Raw genomic sequence first — 16,318 nt, forward strand, 5'->3', positions numbered from 1 at the left:
CTCATCGGAGGGGGAATCTCCCTCGCCGGCGCGGGGGTCGCCCAGGCCGCCGACACATCCGGAGAAGACGGGCTGCTCTCGGGCACCCAAGCCGTCATCGACGTCGAGGCACCGGTCACCGTGGCCGGCAACGCCATCTCGGTTCTCGGCGACTCCCACTCGGACGACGCCGACACCCAGGCATCCGCACCGGCACCCGCCCCGGAGGCGCACACCTCCGGGCACGACGGGGCGGCCTCCGGGTCGCAGGCGATCGTCACCGTCGAGGTGCCGGTCACCGTAGCCGGCAACGCGGTCTCGGTCGCCGGCGACAGCCACTCCGACGGCGCAGAGACGTCGTCGGGCAGTTCGTCCCCGCCCGCGCCCGAAGCTTCCACCTCGGGGGATGACAGCGCCGCGGGAGGCACGCAGGGTGTCGTCTCGGTCGACGCGCCTGTCACCGTGAGCGGCAACGCCGTCTCGGTCCTCGGCGACAGCGAGTCGACGGATGCATCCACGAGCCACAGCGGCTCACACACCGACGCGGACAACACCGCGGCGGTCACGTCGGGGGAGGACAGCGTCGCCGGCGGCACGCAGGTCGTCGCACCCATCGACGTCCCCGTCACCATCGGCGGAAACGCCATCTCGGTCATCGGCGACAGCGAATCCACGGATGCGTCCACCGACGCCACCACCGGAACCAACGGGAGCGCTGGCGGCCAGAACACCGGAACCACCGGAGGAGACGACAGCCTCCTCGGCGGCACCCAGGCCATCGCACCCATCGACGTCCCCGTCACCATCGGCGGAAACGCCATCTCGGTCATCGGCGACAGCGAATCCACCCACGCCACCACCGGAACCAACGGAGGCACCGGCAACGGTCACAGCGGCGACACCGCGGGGACCACCAACGGAGACGACAGCCTCCTGGGCGGCACCCAGGCCATCGCACCCATCGACGTCCCCGTGACCGTCGGCGGAAACGCCATCTCGGTCCTCGGCGACAGCGAGTCCACCGACGCCACCACTGGCAACGGCGGGGGATCGAGCGGGGGCGACGCTGTCACCGGCGGATCGGACTCGATCCTCGGGGGCACACAGGTGCTTCTGCCGATCTCACTGCCGATCACCGTGGGCGGAAACGCGATCTCGGTCATCGGCGACTCGGAGACGACGTCGCCGACCACGCCGGGGAACCCCGGTGAGCCGACCGAACCGGGCACCCCGACGGACCCAACCGACCCGTCAGAACCGGGCACGCCGACGGATCCGACGGACCCGGGCACGCCGACGAACCCGACGGACCCGGGTACCCCGACAGACCCGACGGACCCGGGCACCCCGACGGACCCGACCAACCCGGGCACGCCCGCCGATCCCGGCACGCCGGTGACGCCGGCGTCGTCGGGTGACCCGGTCGCCGTGATGGCGTCGCCTGCCTCGGCCGGAACCGCCGTGGTCGCGCTGGCCGCTACGGGCGGGGAAGGCGCCACCTGGGCTGCTGGTCTCGGTCTGCTGATGCTGATCGGCGGTCTGCTGCTGGCACGCCGTCGCACGGCATCCATCGACTGATCCGGCCACCCTCCTGCACAGAGCGGATGCCGCGGCCCCAAAACGGGGACCGCGGCATCCGCCGTGCTCGCGATCGGCGAGGAACTCAGCTGCGCTTGAGGGTAGGAAGACGGCGACGCTCCCACGAGCCGAGAATGTGGTGGTCCATCGCGGCCCGGGCGGCTTCGGCGTCGCCCGCCTCGATCGCCGCCAGGATCAACTCGTGCTCGCGCATGGTCAGTTCGAATGCGTGCTCCGGATCGATGCCGTGGTAGCGGGAACTCTCCAGCGCGCGCTCGAAGAGCACGCGGGCGAGACTCTCGGCCAAGGTGTTGTCGGAGAGCTCCATGACCGCGATGTGGAACTGGATGTCGGCGTCGCGGAAAGCCGCCGAGTCCTCCATCGAGTCGCGCATCAGTTGCAGCGTCGCCCGCAGCCGCGAGAGTCCGTCGTCGTCGCGTCGTTTCGCCGTCGCCGCGGCCATCGCCGATTCGAGAGCTCCGCGCACGACGCTCAATTCGTCGAGGATGCCGAGCGTGTCGTCGTGCCCGATCAGCGTCGAGAGGATCAGCGGGTCCATGAGGTTCCAGGACCGCATCGCATTCACATGCGTGCCGCGCCCCTGCGCGACGGTGACCATGCCCTTCTCCTGCAGACGCTTCATCGTCTCCCGGATCACGGTGCGGCTGACGCCGAACTCCTGAGAGAGCTGCGCTTCCGGGGGGAGCACGCCGCCCTCGGGCACCGCGCCCGTGACGATCATCTCCACGAGCTCGCGCAGAACGGCCACTCCGATGCGATCGATCGGAGCGCGCGCACTGCCCACCGCCGCGCTGGGTCCGGTTGTCATGCGCCCACACTAAGCCCTGGTCTCGAGCCGCGGTGAGCACGACTGCACAATGACCAGACATGTGATGTATGCTGTTTGTACAGCCTCGCATCGAAAGTCAAGGACGATATGAAGATCACGGGGTACCGCCTGCTGCGGACCTTCCACGACTGGGGTCGACCCGTCGGCGACGCGAACGGTTACGTGAAGTCAGGCGTCACCGAGGTGCCCCTGGTCCTTCTCGACACGGATGAGGGCGTCACCGGCATCGGCATGGGTGCGCACCATGACATCGATCGCCTCTTTCCCGCGCTCGAAGGCGAGGATCCGCGCGCGGTCACCTCGCTATATGACGCGATGCTCGCCCGGGTGTTCAAGACCGGCCACGCCGGAGGCACATTCGGCGGTGTCGGAACCCTCGACATGGCGCTGTGGGACCTCAAGGCCAAGCTCGCCGGCGAGCCACTGTGGCGACTTCTCGGTGCGAAAGACCGCTTCGTCACCGGCTACGCGTCGGGCCTCGACATCGCACTGACGAACGAACAGCTGCACGACTTCTACACCCTCATGGGCGAGCGCGGTTTCCAGAGCGGAAAGCTCAAGGGCGGCCGGGATGCCTCGTATGACCTGAAACGACTCGCGATCGTGGCGGACGCCCTCCGGCGCAACTGTCCGACACCCGCCCTCATGCTCGACGCGAACGAGTCCTGGAACCTGAAGCAAGCCGTTCGGTATCTGCACCGCATAGAGCAGGAGATCGACCTCGCCTGGATCGAGGAACCCCTTCGGCGATGGGACGCCAGCGGCCACGCCCGGCTGAGCGGCGCGATCCGAGCGGCGGTGGCCACCGGCGAGAACCTCACGGGATTGGAGCAGTTCCGCCCGCTCTTCGACGCGAACGGCGTCGACGTGGTGCAGGCGGGAGCCGTGTGGGGCATCACGCACTTCCTGCGCGTCGCCGTCGCCGCGCACAGCCGAGATCTGCCGGTCAGCCCCGTCGGGCTCACCGCCAACTACGCCGTGACCGCGGCGGCCGCGGCCGTGCCGAATCACCTCTCGTCCGAGATCCAGGATCTCAGCGCACCCTTCGGCGTCGACCTCGATCAGAGCATCGAAGACGGCGGCGTCGTGCTCGGCGACAAACCGGGCGTGGGCGTCGAGATCGACGAAGCGGCGATCGTCGCGCATCAGCGCGACGCATCCTGGCTCAGCAACGGGGGCCCGCACGTGCGATCCCACCGCGCCGGGCTTCGCCTGATCACCCACCTCGAGGAGGAGTGAAGTGGAGATTCGCCCTGGCCTGCACCGCATCGAGGCTCCGCTCGGCGAGCGCTTCATCGCGATGCACCTCTTCATCGGCTCCGACGCGTCACTGCTGTTCGACACCGGCGTCGACGAGAGCGTCGCGGGAACTCTTCTCCCCTACCTCGACCGCATCGGGTTCGACCCGGAAGACCTCACCTGGGTGGTCTCCTCGCACTGCGACTTCGATCACACCGGGGGAAACGCCGCACTCGCCTCGGTCGCTCCGAACGCCGTCTTCCTCGCCGGCGCTGCCGACGTCGAGATGACGGAAGACATCGAGGTGCTGATCGCCGGCCGCTACGGGGAGTTCGTCGAGCCTGACGGTTTCGCCGACCCGCCCGAGACGACCGCCCTCGTTCGGGCATCCACCCGGCTGCATCGCGTCGATCGCGCCCTCGGCGGCGGCGAGGAGCTGTCACTCGGCGACCGGACACTCCAGGTGCTCGCCGCTCCCGGACATTCGCCCGGCCACCTCGCGGTGTGGGATGCGGACAACGATGCGCTGGTCGTCTCCGACGCGATCCTCGGCGACACGGTGCCCACCGCATCCGGCACCCCGGCCTTTCCCCCCACCTACCGAGACACCGACCCCTACCTCGCCACCATCGCGATGGCCCGCGAGCTCGACCCGAACCTGCTGCTCACCGCGCACTACCCCGTGTACGAAGGCGAGCAAGTCAGGGCATTCCTCGATACCTCTGCGAATCACGTCGCGCACATCGATCGGGTTCTCGAGGCGCACCTGCGCTCGTGCACAGAGCCCGCCACAACGCTCGAGATCATCGCGGCCACGCACGACGAACTCGGCCCGTGGGGTGAGGACGCCGCTCAGTACCTGATCTTCCCCCTCACCGGCAACCTCGAACGGTTCGCCGCTCGCGGCCGGGTGCGCATGAACGATGCGCTGCCGCACCGCACGTGGGAGTGGATCTCGTGACCCGGGTGAGGCTGGGGGCGATCGGATCCGGCTGGTGGGCGACGAGCAACCACTTCCCGATCTTCCGCGACCGCGACGACGTCGAACTCGTCGGCGTCTGCGGCCTGGGTGATGATCTCCCGACCATCCGCGACGACTTCGGATTCGGATTCGCGACGCAGAGCGCCGATGAGGTGCTGAACGCCGACCTCGACGCCGTCGTCATCACGACGCCCCACGACCTGCACCACCCGATCGCCGCGGCTGCCCTCGAACGCGGCCTGCACGTGCTGTGCGAGAAGCCCATGACGCTCGGCGCCGACGACGCGTGGGACCTGGTCGAGCGTGCGGAACGAGCAGGAACCGTCTTCCTCGTTCCCTACGGCTGGAACTACAAGCCGTTCACGGTCGCCGCCAAGCGGATGCTCGAGACCGGCGGCGTCGGCGAGGTCCAGTACGCGCTGTGCCACATGGCCTCGCCGACACGCGGGCTCTTCGGCAACGACCCCACGCACATGCTCGAGCGGTGGAACTCTACGACCGCGCCCAACCCGACGACGTGGTCGTCACCGGCACGCGGTGGCGGATACGCGCATGGCCAGGTCACGCACTCGTCGGCACTGCTGTTCTGGCTGACCGGCCTGCGAGCGCGCAGCGTCGCGGGGCGCGTCGTCACCGCCGGTGCACCCGTCGACCTCTTCGACGCCGGTGTCGTGCGTTTCGACAACGGAGCCCTCGGCTCGTTGTCGGGCGCCGCCACTCTCGCCGACGGTGACAAGTACCAGATCGACATCCGCATCTTCGGAACCGAAGGCGTGCTGATGCTCGACGTCGAGCGCGAACGCGTCACCCTCAGCCGCTACGACGGCACCCGCGAATCCGTCGAGATCGACCCCGGCGAGGGGGAGTACGAGTGCCTCGTGCCGCCCGCCCGCTTCATCGACCTCATCACCGGCGCGTCGACGGAGAACAATTCCGACGCCGGCGTCGCCGCCCGCTCGGTCGAGCTCATCGACGCGCTGCTGCGCTCCTCGGCGAACGACGGCGCCGAGGTCGCCGTGCACCCCTGATCCCATCCACGACAGACTTGCGAGGTTCCATGACCATCGACTCCCGCATCCTCTCCGGCTACCGCGTCATCGACTGCTCCATCGCGATGGCGGGGCCGTTCGCCGCGCAGCGCCTCGGCGACCTCGGGGCCGACGTCGTCAAGGTCGAGCCGCCGCGGGGGGAGTGGCAGCGCTTCGCGGCCGCCGGCGGAGCGCAGGGCAACCAGATCAACGTCTCGTTCCTCTCCCTCAACCGCAACAAGCGTTCCGTCGCGGTGGATCTCAAGTCTGAGTCGGGCAAGCAGGTCGTCCGCGACCTCGTCGCGACTGCCGACGTCTTCCTGCAGAACTATCGGCCAGGGGTCGCCGCTCGACTGGGCCTGGACTACGACACGCTGCGCGAGCTCAACCCCTCCCTGGTCTACGTGTCGATGTCGGGGTACGGCGAAGACGGCCCCTACCGGGATCGCCCCGGTCAGGATCTGCTGCTGCAGGCGATGAGCGGGGCCATGCTGTCGGCCGGACGCGCGGGCGAGCCGCCCACGCCTGCCGGGCAGTTCCTCGCCGACGCGGTCACCGCCTCCGCCGCCTTCGAGGCGGTGCTGGCGGCTCTGCTGCACCGCGAGCGCACCGGCGAAGGTCAGCTGGTGACGGTGAACATGCTGGATGCACTGACGACGCTGCAGATGCAGGAGCTGTCGGTGCACACGGTCGGGGGCGTCGCGCAGGAACGCGGGTCAGAACCCAACGCGCACGTCTACATCCGCGCGCCGTACGGCGTGTTCGCCACCTCGGACGGCTACATCGCCCTCGGCTTCGCCGACCTCGGAACCCTCGGCGAGGTCATCGGCGAACCCGACTTCGCGGGACTCGACGCCGAGGAGCACGGCTGGTCGCACCGGGACGAGCTGTACGCCAAGACGGCGGCGGCGCTGGCGCATCGCACGAGCGCGGAGTGGCTCGACGCCCTGCTGGCCGCCGGCATCTGGGCAGGTCCCGTGTACGGCTACGCGGACTTGGTCGATGATCCCCAGGTGATCCACAACGGCACGTTCGTCGAGTACGACCACCCGACCGAGGGACACATCAAGACCCCCGGATTCCCGTACAAGTTCTCCCGCACGCCGGCTCGCATCGAGCGCGGCGCTCCTCTCACGGGCGAGCACACCGACGAGATCCTCGCCGAGCTCGGCTACAGCGACGAGCGCATCCACGCCCTGTCCGACGAGGGCGTCGTCACGGTCCGCCCGGTCCCGGTCGACGCCTCATGACGTTCCGCGGACTGACGTGGGACCATCCGCGAGGGCGCCTCGCGCTCGAGACCGCCGCCGCGACCGTCGCACCCGGCCTGCTGTCGTGGCGGATCCAGCCCCTGGAGGGTTTCGAATCCGCACCCATCGGGGAGCTCGCCGCGGCCTACGACCTCGTCGTCCTCGACCACCCTCACCTCGGTGACGCCCTCGCTGCCGACTGCCTCGTGCCTCTCGACGACGTTTTCACCCCGGCTCAGCTTGAACGGTGGCGCACGGCCAGCGTGGGGTCGAGCTTCGCCTCGTACGAGTTCGACGGGCGGGTATGGGCCCTGCCCCTCGACGCGGCGACCCAGGTGACCGCGCGCAATCCCACCCTCGTGCCGGAGTCGCCGGCCACGTGGCACGACGCGCTCGCCCTCTCGCGCGAGGGACGGGTCGCGACGAGCCTCGCCGGACCCCACGCCTTCCTGAGCCTGTGCTCGATCGCCGTCTCCCTCGGCGACGACCCCGGGCGCGGCGACGGGGGGCTGTTCGACGCGGCCCTCGGCGCGCAGGCCCTCGACATCCTCATCGAGCTGAGTGCGCATGCTCCGGCGGGCACCGGACTCCTCAATCCGATCGGTCTGCTCGACCGCATGCGCGATGAGGGGGATATCGGCTGCATCCCTCTCGTGTACGGGTACGTCACCTACTCATCGCCCTCCGTCGTCTTCTCCGACGCCCCGGCCGGCCCCGCGGGCATCGGCTCCACCATCGGCGGCACCGGCATCGCGCTCACCCGCCGCAGCCCGATATCCGAGCCGCTGGTCGATCACCTCGCCTGGCTCCTCGACGATCAGACGCAGCGCACCTTCATCCCGGCCCACGCCGGCCAGCCGAGTGCGCGCTCCGCCTGGACCGACGACGCCGTCAATGCCGGATCTCGCGACTTCTACCGGGGCACGCTGGCCACCATGGAAAGAGCGTGGATGCGGCCGCGTCGCGCCGGATACATCCCTTTCCAGTCGCACGCATCGGCCGTGGTCCGGGAAGCGGCGGCCGGTGAGCGTTCCGTGCCGTCCGCACTGCGCGCTATGGAAGAAGCGTTCGCCGCCCTTCCCTCCCCACCACATCGCTTTGGAGCGCTGACATGACCGATTACGCAAGCGAATTCGCCCAGGTCTCGGCCGAGCTCGAGAATCATGTGCTCACGATCACCCTTCAGCGTCCCGAGAAACTCAACGCGGTGACGCAGGAGATGTCCGCCGCGCTCGAGCGCATCATCGCGCGCACGAACGACGACCCGGGAGTGCGTGCGATCGTCTACACCGGCGCTGGACGCGCCTTCAGCGCCGGAAGCGACATCCGCACGCTGGACAGGTACGAGACACCGTGGGAGTTCCGCAACCGGCGCGACTACTGCGATGCTCTGCGCGAAGCCCGAAAGCCGATCATCGCGGCCGTGAACGGGTTCGCCCTGGGCGGCGGCCTCGAGACGGCGTTGACCTGCGACATCCGGATCGCCGCGCACACCGCGACCTTCGCCGCCCCCGAGATCAAGCTCGGCTGGATCGGCGGCGGCGGAATGTCAGCACTCCTTGCGCGGTCGATCGGCGCGAGCAACGCGGCCCTTCTGCTGATGACAGGAGACCCGATATCGGCCGAGCAAGCGCTGGCCTGGGGGATCGTGAGCGAGCTCACGGAACCCGACGACCTGCTCCCGCGCGCTCACGCCCTCGCCGCGACGATCGCGTCACGGCCCCCGATCGCGGCCGAGACTGCGAAGGCGAACCTGCGTGCCGCTGGAAATCTGCCCCTCGATCAGGCGATCGCGTACGAACGCGAGATGCAGGGCATCACCTTCGCCACCGAGGATGCCGCCGAGGGTCGTGCCGCCTTCGCCGAGAAGCGCCCCGCGACCTTTCACGGACGCTGAGCCGAGAGTTCTGGAGGACTCATGATCGACTGGACCCTCACCGCGCCCGACACGCTTCCCGCAGATGCCGACCGCGCCACCCTCGTGGGCCGGGTGTGGGATCCCGGGGTGGACGGACCGTGCGTCGTCGTGCTGCGCGGCGACACGCTGTGGGATGTCACCGAGACCTTTCCGACGATGCGCACACTCACGGAACGGGACGACGCCGCAGCCGCCGCGGCGACCGCGGCGGGGCGCAAGATCGCAGGCCTGGGCGAGATTCTGGCGAACACCAACCCCGATGCCCGTGACGTGTCGCGCCCGTGGCTGCTGTCGCCCATCGACCTGCACGTGGTCAAGGCGGCGGGGGTCACGTTCCCGGTGTCGATGCTCGAACGCATCATCGAGGAGCGCGCCCGCGGCGAGGCCGATGCGGCCGAGGGCGTGCGCGCCCAGATCTCCGGGGCGCTCGGTTCCGACCTGACCGCGCTCGTCCCAGGGTCGCCGGAGGCGATACGTCTGAAGGAGGTGCTCATCGCCGAAGGACTGTGGAGTCAGTACCTGGAGGTGGGCATCGGCCCCGACGCCGAGATCTTCACCAAGGCACCGGTCATGTCCACTGTCGGCACGTCGGTCGATGTCGGGATTCGGCAGGACTCGCAGTGGAACAACCCCGAGCCCGAGATTGTCCTGGTGATCTCCTCGTCGGGCATGATCGTCGGGGCGACCCTCGGCAACGACGTGAACCTGCGCGACATCGAGGGCCGCAGCGCGCTGCTGCTCGGGCAGGCCAAAGACAACAACGGGTCGGCCGCCGTCGGACCATTCATCCGGCTGTTCGACGACGACTTCGGCCTCGACGAACTGCGGAACGAGGTCGTGACCCTCAGCGTGCAGGGCGCTGATGGGTTCCGGATGTCGGGCACGTCGCCCCTCGCGCAGATCAGTCGCGACCCCGCCGACCTCGCGGCGCAGGCAATCGGAGCGCACCATCAGTACCCGGACGGACTCGTCCTGTTCCTCGGCACCATGTTCGCCCCCATCGACGATCGCGATGAGCCCGGTCACGGCTTCACCCACCACCTCGACGACGTCGTCGAGATCAGCAGCCCACGCCTCGGTGCCCTCGTCAATCGCGTGCGCCACAGCGACGCCATACCACCGTGGGACTTCGGCATCGCGGCCCTGTTCACCTCGCTCGCCACCCGGAAGGTCCTCTGATGTCGACGCTGACAACCACCGACCCCCGCACCGGCGTCTCGACCGACAGCGGCATCTCGACGACCACCACCGAGGCGATCGCCGAGTACACGCGGGATGCGCTCCGGGCGTTCTCTGACATGCGCCGGCGGTCCCGCGCGTGGCGCTCCGGACTGCTGCGCGCCCTCGCCGCCGGCCTGGAACGCGACCGCGCCGCGCTCGTCGACGCCGCCATCAGCGAGACGGGGCTCACCGAGGGCCGTCTGAACACCGAGCTCACCCGGTCGGCGTTCCAGTTCCGCCTGTTCGCCGACGCCGTCGATGAGGGGGGCTACCTCGAGGCGATCATCGATCACGCCGCGGAGACCCCCCTGGGTCCGGGACCCGACGTGCGTCGCATGCTCGTGCCGATCGGCCCGATCGCCGTGTTCGGTTCCAGCAACTTCCCGTTCGCCTTCTCCGTCGCCGGTGGCGATACCGCGTCGGCCCTCGCGGCGGGGAACCCGGTCTTGATCAAGGCACACGGCTCCCACCCGGTCACGTCGCGGATCTCGTACGAGTCACTCAGCACCTCGGCCCACGCCTATGGCGCGCCGGAGGGCACGCTCGCGATCGTCTACGGACAGCAGGCGGGTGCCGATCTCGTCGCGGATCCCCACATCGCCGCCGTCGGATTCACCGGCTCCCTCCACACGGGCCGCATCCTCATGGACATCATCGACCAGCGCGAACGCCCGATACCGTTCTTCGGTGAGCTCTCGAGCGTGAATCCGCTGATCATCACCCCGGGCGCCGCACGCAGCCGCGGCGAGGCGATCGCGCACGGACTGTTCGCCTCGGTGACAGGGTCGGCCGGCCAGCTGTGCACGAAACCCGGCATCGCCTTCATCCCTGCCGATGACGAGATCATCGTGCCGGCTTTCGTGGCTGCGGCGAACGCGGCCGACGCGCAGCCCCTGCTGAACGATCGCATCCGCGCCTCGTTCGGGGAGATTCACCACCGCCTCGTCGCCGATGGCAGAGCACGAAGTCTCGTGACCCCATCCGCCGGAGCGGAGGGCTTCACCCTCACGCCCGCGGTCCTCCAGATCGACGCCACCGACCTCACCGAAGCGGCGACCGAGGAAGCCTTCGGGCCGCTCGTTCTCGTTGTGCGTTATCGCTCCCTCGACGAGATCCGGAGGGCGCTTCGCGTGATCCCGGACTCGCTGACCGCGACCATCCACAGCGATCCCAGCGAGACCGCGTTGGCCGCAGCCCTCACCGCTTCCGTGCACGATCTCGTCGGACGCGTCGTGTACAACGGCTACCCCACCGGCGTACGCGTGTCGTGGGGCATGAATCACGGCGGTCCGTGGCCGGCCACCAACACGCAGCACACCTCCGTCGGGGTGACCGCGATCCGTCGCTTCCTCCGTCCCTTCGCTTGGCAGGACGCCCCGGCAGAGCTGCTCCCTGTCGAGTTGCGCGACGACGACACCTCGGTGCCCCGGCGGGTGGACGGCGAGTTGCGGCTCGCGGTGTCGTAACAGCCTGCGCAACCCCGTCCGACGGCGACGTGCTACGCGAGGTGCCACACCTCGTCGAGCATCTCCCAGTTCGGTGCCGCGGAGCCGGCGTGGAAGGGCAACTGGCAGGCACCGGTTGCTGCCCACCACCGCTGCGTCGCCTCGTCGGCGGCCATCCGCCGCTGGTCGAGGTCGTAGTCCTCTCCCGTGTACTCGAAGTACCCGACGATCACGTCCCCCGTGACGAAGATCGTGAAGTTGCGGATGCCGGTATCTGTGATCGTCGCCTCAACCTCTGGCCACACCGCCGCGTGCAGATCGATGTACTCCTGACGCTTGTCCGGCAGGGGCCGGGCGATCATCCCGAACCGCCGTGGTTCGCGCGATCCGGTCACTCCTTCGTGCCGCCGGCGGTGAGTCCCGAGACGAGGAACCGCTGCGAGAACAGGAAGATGATGAGCACCGGCGCCACCGAGAGGATCGTCGCCATCGCCAGCACCGGCAGATCGATCGTGACCGATCCGGCCGAGGTCGGATTGAACAGCGGAACGTTCGACAGCAGCTCGGCCAGGCCCACCTGGATCGGCGACTTCCGCCCGGGAACCATGACGAACGGCAGGAAGTAGTTGTTCCAGTTCGTCACGAGATTGAAGAACCCGACGAGCGCGATCACGGGCGTGGCCAGCGGCATCGCGACCTGCCAGAACACCCGGAACTCCCCCGCACCGTCGATGCGCGCAGCGTTGAGCAGGTCGCGCGAGACGGCGGTGGAGAAGTAGATGTAGGTGAGGTATACGCCGAACGGGAAGAACGAGAACGGCAGGATCACCGACCACGGGGTTCCCACCAGGCGCACCGCGCTCAGCTCGAGGAAGATCGGCAGCACCAGCGCGGTGTTCGGGATGAGCATGACCACGAGGGTGACCACGAGCAGCGGGCGCCGGAAGCGGAAGTCGACCAAGGCGAGAGCGTAGCCCGCGGGAATGCTCACCACGAGCGTGATCACCAGGGCGACACCCACATAGAGGCTGGCGTTCCCGAGCCAGACCCACACGATGCCGTTCTGGAACGCCATGAGCTGGTTCCAGTTCGACGCGAGGGTCTCGAACGCGCCGAAACTGAAGGGGTTCTCCAGCAGCAGCTCGCGAGGGGTCTTGGTGGGGGCGAGCGCCAGCCACACCATGGGGACGACGAAGAACAGGATGAAGAATCCCATGATCGCCCACCCCAGCGCGCGGCCGATCCACGTCGCGGGCGAAGGACGCTCCGTCTGAGTCACCCCGCGCCGGCGCACCCGACGGCGATGGTCGGGCTGCACGATCCGTTCAGTCGCGCTCAAAGAGTCCTCCTCGGAACACGAACAGCGCAGACAGGCCCGCGGCCACGACCAGCAGCAGCAGCGAGATGGCCGCCGATCCGCTGAAGTCGTTCTGCTTGAACGCGTACAGGTAGGCGAGCTGATTCAGCGAGTAGTCCTGCGGCACGACGCCCTTCGATGCCTGCGACAGCACACGCGGTTCCACGAACAGCTGTGTGCCGGCAGCGAGCGCCATGATGAACATGTAGCTGATCCACTTGCGCATGAGGGGGATCTGGATGTGCCACGCCGTCTTGATCGGACCGGCGCCATCGATGCGGGCGGCCTCCATCACCTCCTGGGGGATGTTGTTCAGCGCGCCGTAGAGGATGATGATCCATCCGCCGGCGCCGGCCCAGAAGGCGATGAGCGTGAAGACGATCGGGAGGTTGTCCAGAGCGACGACCTGCACGAAGGTCTCGAAGCCGAAAGCCCGCAGAATCGCGGCGACGGGGCTCACCGTCGGATCGAGCAGGAACAGCCACAGCATGACGCTGGATGCGCCGGCAAGCGCACCCGGAATGTAGTACAGGAAGCGCACCGTCGACGAAGACCATCGCGCACGCAGGCCGTGCACGAGCAGCGCGAGCAGCACGGCGAACAGCGTGAGCGAGATGAGCCAGACGACGAGATAGAGCCCGACGTGCTGCACGGCCGGCCAGAATCGGTAATCCGCGAACACCTTCGCGAAGTTGTCGAACCCCGCGAAGGCACCGTTCTGGGTGAAGGCCAGGAACAGCGCACACAGCGCGGGGAGAATACCGAAGGCCAGGAGCAGCACGGTGTAGCCGCTCGTGAAGATGTATCCGATCCGGGCCTGACTCCGGTCCGGCCGGCGCCCTGATCGGATCGGCCCCTGCCGACGACCCCGTTCGAGGGGGTCGACGGCAGGCGCCGTGAGATCCGCTGTCGTTGTGATGACGATGCCTTACTGTGCGGTGTCGTACCCGTTGACCTGAGCTTCGTTCAGGTACTCCTGCTGCCACTCCTCAGTGACGTCGGCGATCGGCGTTCCCTCGCTGAGCGCCGGCACGACCACCTCGGCGTATGCCGTCTCCGGGCTGAAGTTCGGGAAGCCCCACCCGCTCCAGATGCTTGCGGCGGCCGTGGAGATCGCTCCCTCGAAGTCACCGACGAAGAAGCCGCTCGCAGCCTGCCCCTCGAGCCACTTCGTCGCAGTGGCATCGTACGCGGGCAGGCCCGTCGCGAGCTCGACCGCGCTGTCGGATGCGGTGACGAACTCCAGGAAGGTCTCTACAGCGTCGAGGTTGGCCGAGTGGCTCGAGGCGTACCACACCCCGCCTCCGACGTTTCCGGTCACCTCGTCGCCGTCAGCCCAGTGGAGCGGATCGGCCGCACCGAAGACGCCCGGATCGGCGTTGACGTTGTCGGGGTTCTGGAAGATGGCGCCCGCGTACCAGGCGGGTCCGGGCATGGCGACGATCTTGTCCGAATAGTTCTCGACGAACGTGGCACTGAAGATGCTGTCGGTCACGAGCGTGCCGTTGGCGACCATCCGGTCGAGCATCTCCGTCATCGCCACCGAGTTGGGGTCGGAGAAGTCCGATGAGAAGGTGTTCCCGTCGAGCTGGAAGATGGGGGCCTGCGCACCCCAGTAGTAGACGTACGTGCCGACGAACGAGTCACCCACCGAGCCCAGGATGTAGCCCGGGTGGTCTGCAGCGAGTTCTTCCCCGAGCGCCTCATACTCCTCCCAGGTCTGCGGGATCTCGTAGCCGAACTCGTTAAGCAGACTCTCGTTGTACCAGAGCGACACCGGCGCGAGGTCGTTGCGCAGTCCGTACACCGTGCCGTCGACGGTGACGGGATCGAGCGCACCGTCGGTGAAACCATCGAGGAAGCTGTCGTCGAAGTAGCCCTCGTTCAAAGGTGCCGCGAAGGCCTGAGTGCCGTTGGTCTCCTTCGCCGCCCACGAGGCGTCGTTGGTCTGGGTGGAGAACACGACGTCGGGCCACCCCTCGCCCGACTGGTCGAACAGAGCGACCTTCGTCTGGAAGGAGCCCGATCCGCCGGCGTTTCCGTCATACGTCTCGATGGAGATCGGGATGTCGGGATTCTCCTCCTGGAACGCGACCGCAAGCGGTTCGCGAGCCGCATCGACCCAGACGGTGATCGTGCTCTCGGGGTCCTGCTCGGCGGTCGCGAATCCGTATTCGCTGTTGACCTCCCCCGAGTCCCCCGCGCACGCGGAGAGCGTCACGGCGCCGGCGAGCACGAAGCCTGCCGCGCCGATTCGGGTGAGATGACTGCGGTGCCGTGGTGCCATTGCCATAGCCTTCCTGGTCGACGTCTTTGACGACTGGTCGCGCAGGTTCGCGACCGTTCACATTAGATCATACATGTGACCTATGAGCAATCCGATGCACTGGGCTGTCGTGGGCTGACCCACTCCACTTGCGCCGAAAACGCGGATGCCGCGGCCCCGGAAACGGGACCGCGGCATCCGCGGTGCTCGGGCTGAGCCCGAAACGGCCTTACTTGGCGGCGACCACCTGGAGGGCGATCACGGCGGTCAGGTCGTCGCGCAGACGAACCGTGGCCTCGTGCTCGCCGACCGACTTGATCGGCGACGTGATGTGGATCTTGCGCTTGTCGAGCTCGCCGAGACCGGCGTCCTTCACGGCGTCTGCCACGTCGGAGGTCTTCACCGAACCGAACAGGCGACCCTCGGCGCCGGCCTTGACCGACAGCTTGACGGTGGCGGCCTCGAGGGCCGTCTTCAGCGCCACGGCCTCTTCGTGGTCGTGGATCGCGCGGGCGTCACGAGCAGCGCGGATCGACGCGACCTGCTTCTCGCCGCCGCGGCTCCATGCCACGGCGAAACCCTGGGGAATGAGGAAGTTGCGGGCGTACCCGTTCTTGACCTCGACAACGTCACCGGCGCTACCCAGCCCGGAGACCTCGCTCGTGAGAATCAGCTTTGCCATCGGATGCTCCTTAGCGGCCAGCGCCGGCGTAAGGCAGGAGCGCCATTTCGCGCGCGTTCTTGATCGCCTTGGCGATCAGACGCTGCTCCTGCACCGAGACACCGGTGATACGACGGGCACGGATCTTGCCGCGCTCGGAGATGAACTTGCGAAGCGTGGCGACGTCCTTGTAATCGATGACGCCCACGCGGATCGACTTCGCGGGAGCGGCGTTCTTCGCGCCCTTCCGCGTCTTGCGGCGGTCGCCGCTCGACTTTCCAGCCATGGTTTTCCTTTACGTGTGAATCTGAGTCAGGTTGCGGTACTCGATCAGAACGGCGTGTCGTCGCCGTACGAGGTACCGGGAGCGCTCCATGCGTCGGCGCCGCCCTGGTTCGACCCGGGGGTCGACCACGGCTCATCCGACACCTGCGGACGGGACTGTCCGCCGCCGCCTCCGCCGCCACCCTGCGTGCGGGTGACCTGGGCGGTCGCGTAGCGCAGCGACGGGCCGATCTCATCGACCTCGAGCTCGATGGCGGTG

General features: G+C 68.2%; 16 protein-coding genes and 1 pseudogene. 9 read left to right on the forward strand and 8 right to left on the reverse strand.

The features are described from left to right. The coding region (locus B4E30_RS09115; protein WP_286794875.1) for an LPXTG cell wall anchor domain-containing protein at positions 1-1,557 on the forward strand (1,557 nt) is incomplete at its 5' end. An 85-nt stretch (positions 1,558-1,642) separates the two neighbouring features. Here B4E30_RS09115 and B4E30_RS09120 read toward each other — a convergent pair. Then, positions 1,643-2,386 (reverse strand): FadR/GntR family transcriptional regulator, encoded by a 744-nt coding sequence (locus B4E30_RS09120; protein WP_286794878.1) that lies wholly within the window; start codon positions 2,384-2,386, stop codon positions 1,643-1,645. Between the two features lie 108 nt (positions 2,387-2,494). On the opposite strand from B4E30_RS09120, the gene B4E30_RS09125 reads away from it, so the two are divergent. The 8 genes from B4E30_RS09125 to B4E30_RS09160 are packed head-to-tail and all read left to right on the forward strand — an operon-like array spanning position 2,495 to position 11,511. After that, on the forward strand, positions 2,495-3,646 hold the full coding sequence (locus tag B4E30_RS09125) for a mandelate racemase/muconate lactonizing enzyme family protein (protein ID WP_286794880.1): 1,152 nt from the start codon (positions 2,495-2,497) through the stop codon (positions 3,644-3,646). A 1-nt stretch (position 3,647) separates the two neighbouring features. Next, positions 3,648-4,607 (forward strand): MBL fold metallo-hydrolase, encoded by a 960-nt coding sequence (locus tag B4E30_RS09130; protein ID WP_286794882.1) that lies wholly within the window; start codon positions 3,648-3,650, stop codon positions 4,605-4,607. Further along, positions 4,604-5,656 carry a Gfo/Idh/MocA family protein gene (locus B4E30_RS09135; RefSeq protein ID WP_286794884.1) on the forward strand — a complete coding sequence of 351 codons (1,053 nt, stop codon included), beginning with the start codon at positions 4,604-4,606 and terminating at the stop codon, positions 5,654-5,656. Before B4E30_RS09130 ends, B4E30_RS09135 begins: the two co-directional genes overlap by 4 nt. Before the next feature lie 29 nt (positions 5,657-5,685). Next, entirely contained in the window at positions 5,686-6,906 is a 1,221-nt protein-coding gene (locus B4E30_RS09140; RefSeq protein ID WP_286794886.1) for a CaiB/BaiF CoA transferase family protein, read from the forward strand. Next, the gene (locus B4E30_RS09145) at positions 6,903-8,021 is read left to right on the forward strand and encodes an extracellular solute-binding protein (protein ID WP_286794888.1); all 1,119 of its coding nucleotides are present in this window, start codon (positions 6,903-6,905) and stop codon (positions 8,019-8,021) included. The genes B4E30_RS09140 and B4E30_RS09145 overlap by 4 nt, the downstream gene beginning before the upstream one ends. Beyond that, complete coding sequence (locus tag B4E30_RS09150) at positions 8,018-8,803, forward strand: enoyl-CoA hydratase/isomerase family protein (RefSeq protein WP_286794891.1); 786 nt, start codon at positions 8,018-8,020, stop codon at positions 8,801-8,803. Before B4E30_RS09145 ends, B4E30_RS09150 begins: the two co-directional genes overlap by 4 nt. A gap of 21 nt (positions 8,804-8,824) precedes the next feature. Beyond that, positions 8,825-10,003: a fumarylacetoacetate hydrolase family protein gene (locus tag B4E30_RS09155; RefSeq protein ID WP_286794893.1), complete on the forward strand. Its 1,179-nt coding sequence runs from the start codon at positions 8,825-8,827 to the stop codon at positions 10,001-10,003. Next, positions 10,003-11,511 carry an aldehyde dehydrogenase family protein gene (locus tag B4E30_RS09160; RefSeq protein WP_286794895.1) on the forward strand — a complete coding sequence of 503 codons (1,509 nt, stop codon included), beginning with the start codon at positions 10,003-10,005 and terminating at the stop codon, positions 11,509-11,511. Before B4E30_RS09155 ends, B4E30_RS09160 begins: the two co-directional genes overlap by 1 nt. Positions 11,512-11,543: 32 nt before the next feature. Here B4E30_RS09160 and B4E30_RS09165 read toward each other — a convergent pair whose 3' ends face one another. From B4E30_RS09165 to B4E30_RS09195, 7 genes and pseudogenes are all read right to left on the reverse strand, one after another. Beyond that, positions 11,544-11,852: an L-rhamnose mutarotase gene (locus B4E30_RS09165; RefSeq protein ID WP_286794898.1), complete on the reverse strand. Its 309-nt coding sequence runs from the start codon at positions 11,850-11,852 to the stop codon at positions 11,544-11,546. A 29-nt stretch (positions 11,853-11,881) separates the two neighbouring features. Beyond that, the gene (locus B4E30_RS09170) at positions 11,882-12,829 is read right to left on the reverse strand and encodes a carbohydrate ABC transporter permease (RefSeq protein WP_286794900.1); all 948 of its coding nucleotides are present in this window, start codon (positions 12,827-12,829) and stop codon (positions 11,882-11,884) included. Continuing rightward, complete coding sequence (locus B4E30_RS09175) at positions 12,816-13,628, reverse strand: carbohydrate ABC transporter permease (protein ID WP_286794902.1); 813 nt, start codon at positions 13,626-13,628, stop codon at positions 12,816-12,818. The genes B4E30_RS09170 and B4E30_RS09175 overlap by 14 nt, the downstream gene beginning before the upstream one ends. 147 nt (positions 13,629-13,775) lie before the next feature. Then, positions 13,776-15,134 (reverse strand): ABC transporter substrate-binding protein, encoded by a 1,359-nt coding sequence (locus B4E30_RS09180; protein WP_286794904.1) that lies wholly within the window; start codon positions 15,132-15,134, stop codon positions 13,776-13,778. A 208-nt stretch (positions 15,135-15,342) separates the two neighbouring features. Further along, positions 15,343-15,795 (reverse strand): 50S ribosomal protein L9, encoded by a 453-nt coding sequence (gene rplI / locus B4E30_RS09185; protein ID WP_071044190.1) that lies wholly within the window; start codon positions 15,793-15,795, stop codon positions 15,343-15,345. Between the two features lie 10 nt (positions 15,796-15,805). After that, positions 15,806-16,060 carry a 30S ribosomal protein S18 gene (gene rpsR / locus B4E30_RS09190; RefSeq protein WP_071044191.1) on the reverse strand — a complete coding sequence of 85 codons (255 nt, stop codon included), beginning with the start codon at positions 16,058-16,060 and terminating at the stop codon, positions 15,806-15,808. 44 nt (positions 16,061-16,104) lie between these two features. Next, positions 16,105-16,318, reverse strand: a pseudogene (locus B4E30_RS09195) (single-stranded DNA-binding protein); the annotation flags it as partial.

This window comes from Microbacterium sp. UBA3394 (assembly GCF_002358725.1).
Classification (GTDB): Bacteria; Actinomycetota; Actinomycetes; order Actinomycetales; family Microbacteriaceae; genus Microbacterium; species Microbacterium luteum.

Bases quoted from the DNA above. Each gene is read 5' to 3' on its own strand.
- B4E30_RS09120 (WP_286794878.1), bottom strand. From the start codon at position 2,386: ATGACAACCGGACCCAGCGCGGCGGTGGGCAGTGCGCGCGCTCCGATC.
- B4E30_RS09125 (WP_286794880.1), top strand. From the start codon at position 2,495: ATGAAGATCACGGGGTACCGCCTGCTGCGGACCTTCCACGACTGGGGT.
- B4E30_RS09140 (WP_286794886.1), top strand. From the start codon at position 5,686: ATGACCATCGACTCCCGCATCCTCTCCGGCTACCGCGTCATCGACTGC.
- B4E30_RS09145 (WP_286794888.1), top strand. From the start codon at position 6,903: ATGACGTTCCGCGGACTGACGTGGGACCATCCGCGAGGGCGCCTCGCG.
- B4E30_RS09150 (WP_286794891.1), top strand. From the start codon at position 8,018: ATGACCGATTACGCAAGCGAATTCGCCCAGGTCTCGGCCGAGCTCGAG.
- B4E30_RS09155 (WP_286794893.1), top strand. From the start codon at position 8,825: ATGATCGACTGGACCCTCACCGCGCCCGACACGCTTCCCGCAGATGCC.
- B4E30_RS09160 (WP_286794895.1), top strand. From the start codon at position 10,003: ATGTCGACGCTGACAACCACCGACCCCCGCACCGGCGTCTCGACCGAC.
- B4E30_RS09165 (WP_286794898.1), bottom strand. From the start codon at position 11,852: ATGATCGCCCGGCCCCTGCCGGACAAGCGTCAGGAGTACATCGATCTG.
- B4E30_RS09180 (WP_286794904.1), bottom strand. From the start codon at position 15,134: ATGGCACCACGGCACCGCAGTCATCTCACCCGAATCGGCGCGGCAGGC.
- rplI (WP_071044190.1), bottom strand. From the start codon at position 15,795: ATGGCAAAGCTGATTCTCACGAGCGAGGTCTCCGGGCTGGGTAGCGCC.
- rpsR (WP_071044191.1), bottom strand. From the start codon at position 16,060: ATGGCTGGAAAGTCGAGCGGCGACCGCCGCAAGACGCGGAAGGGCGCG.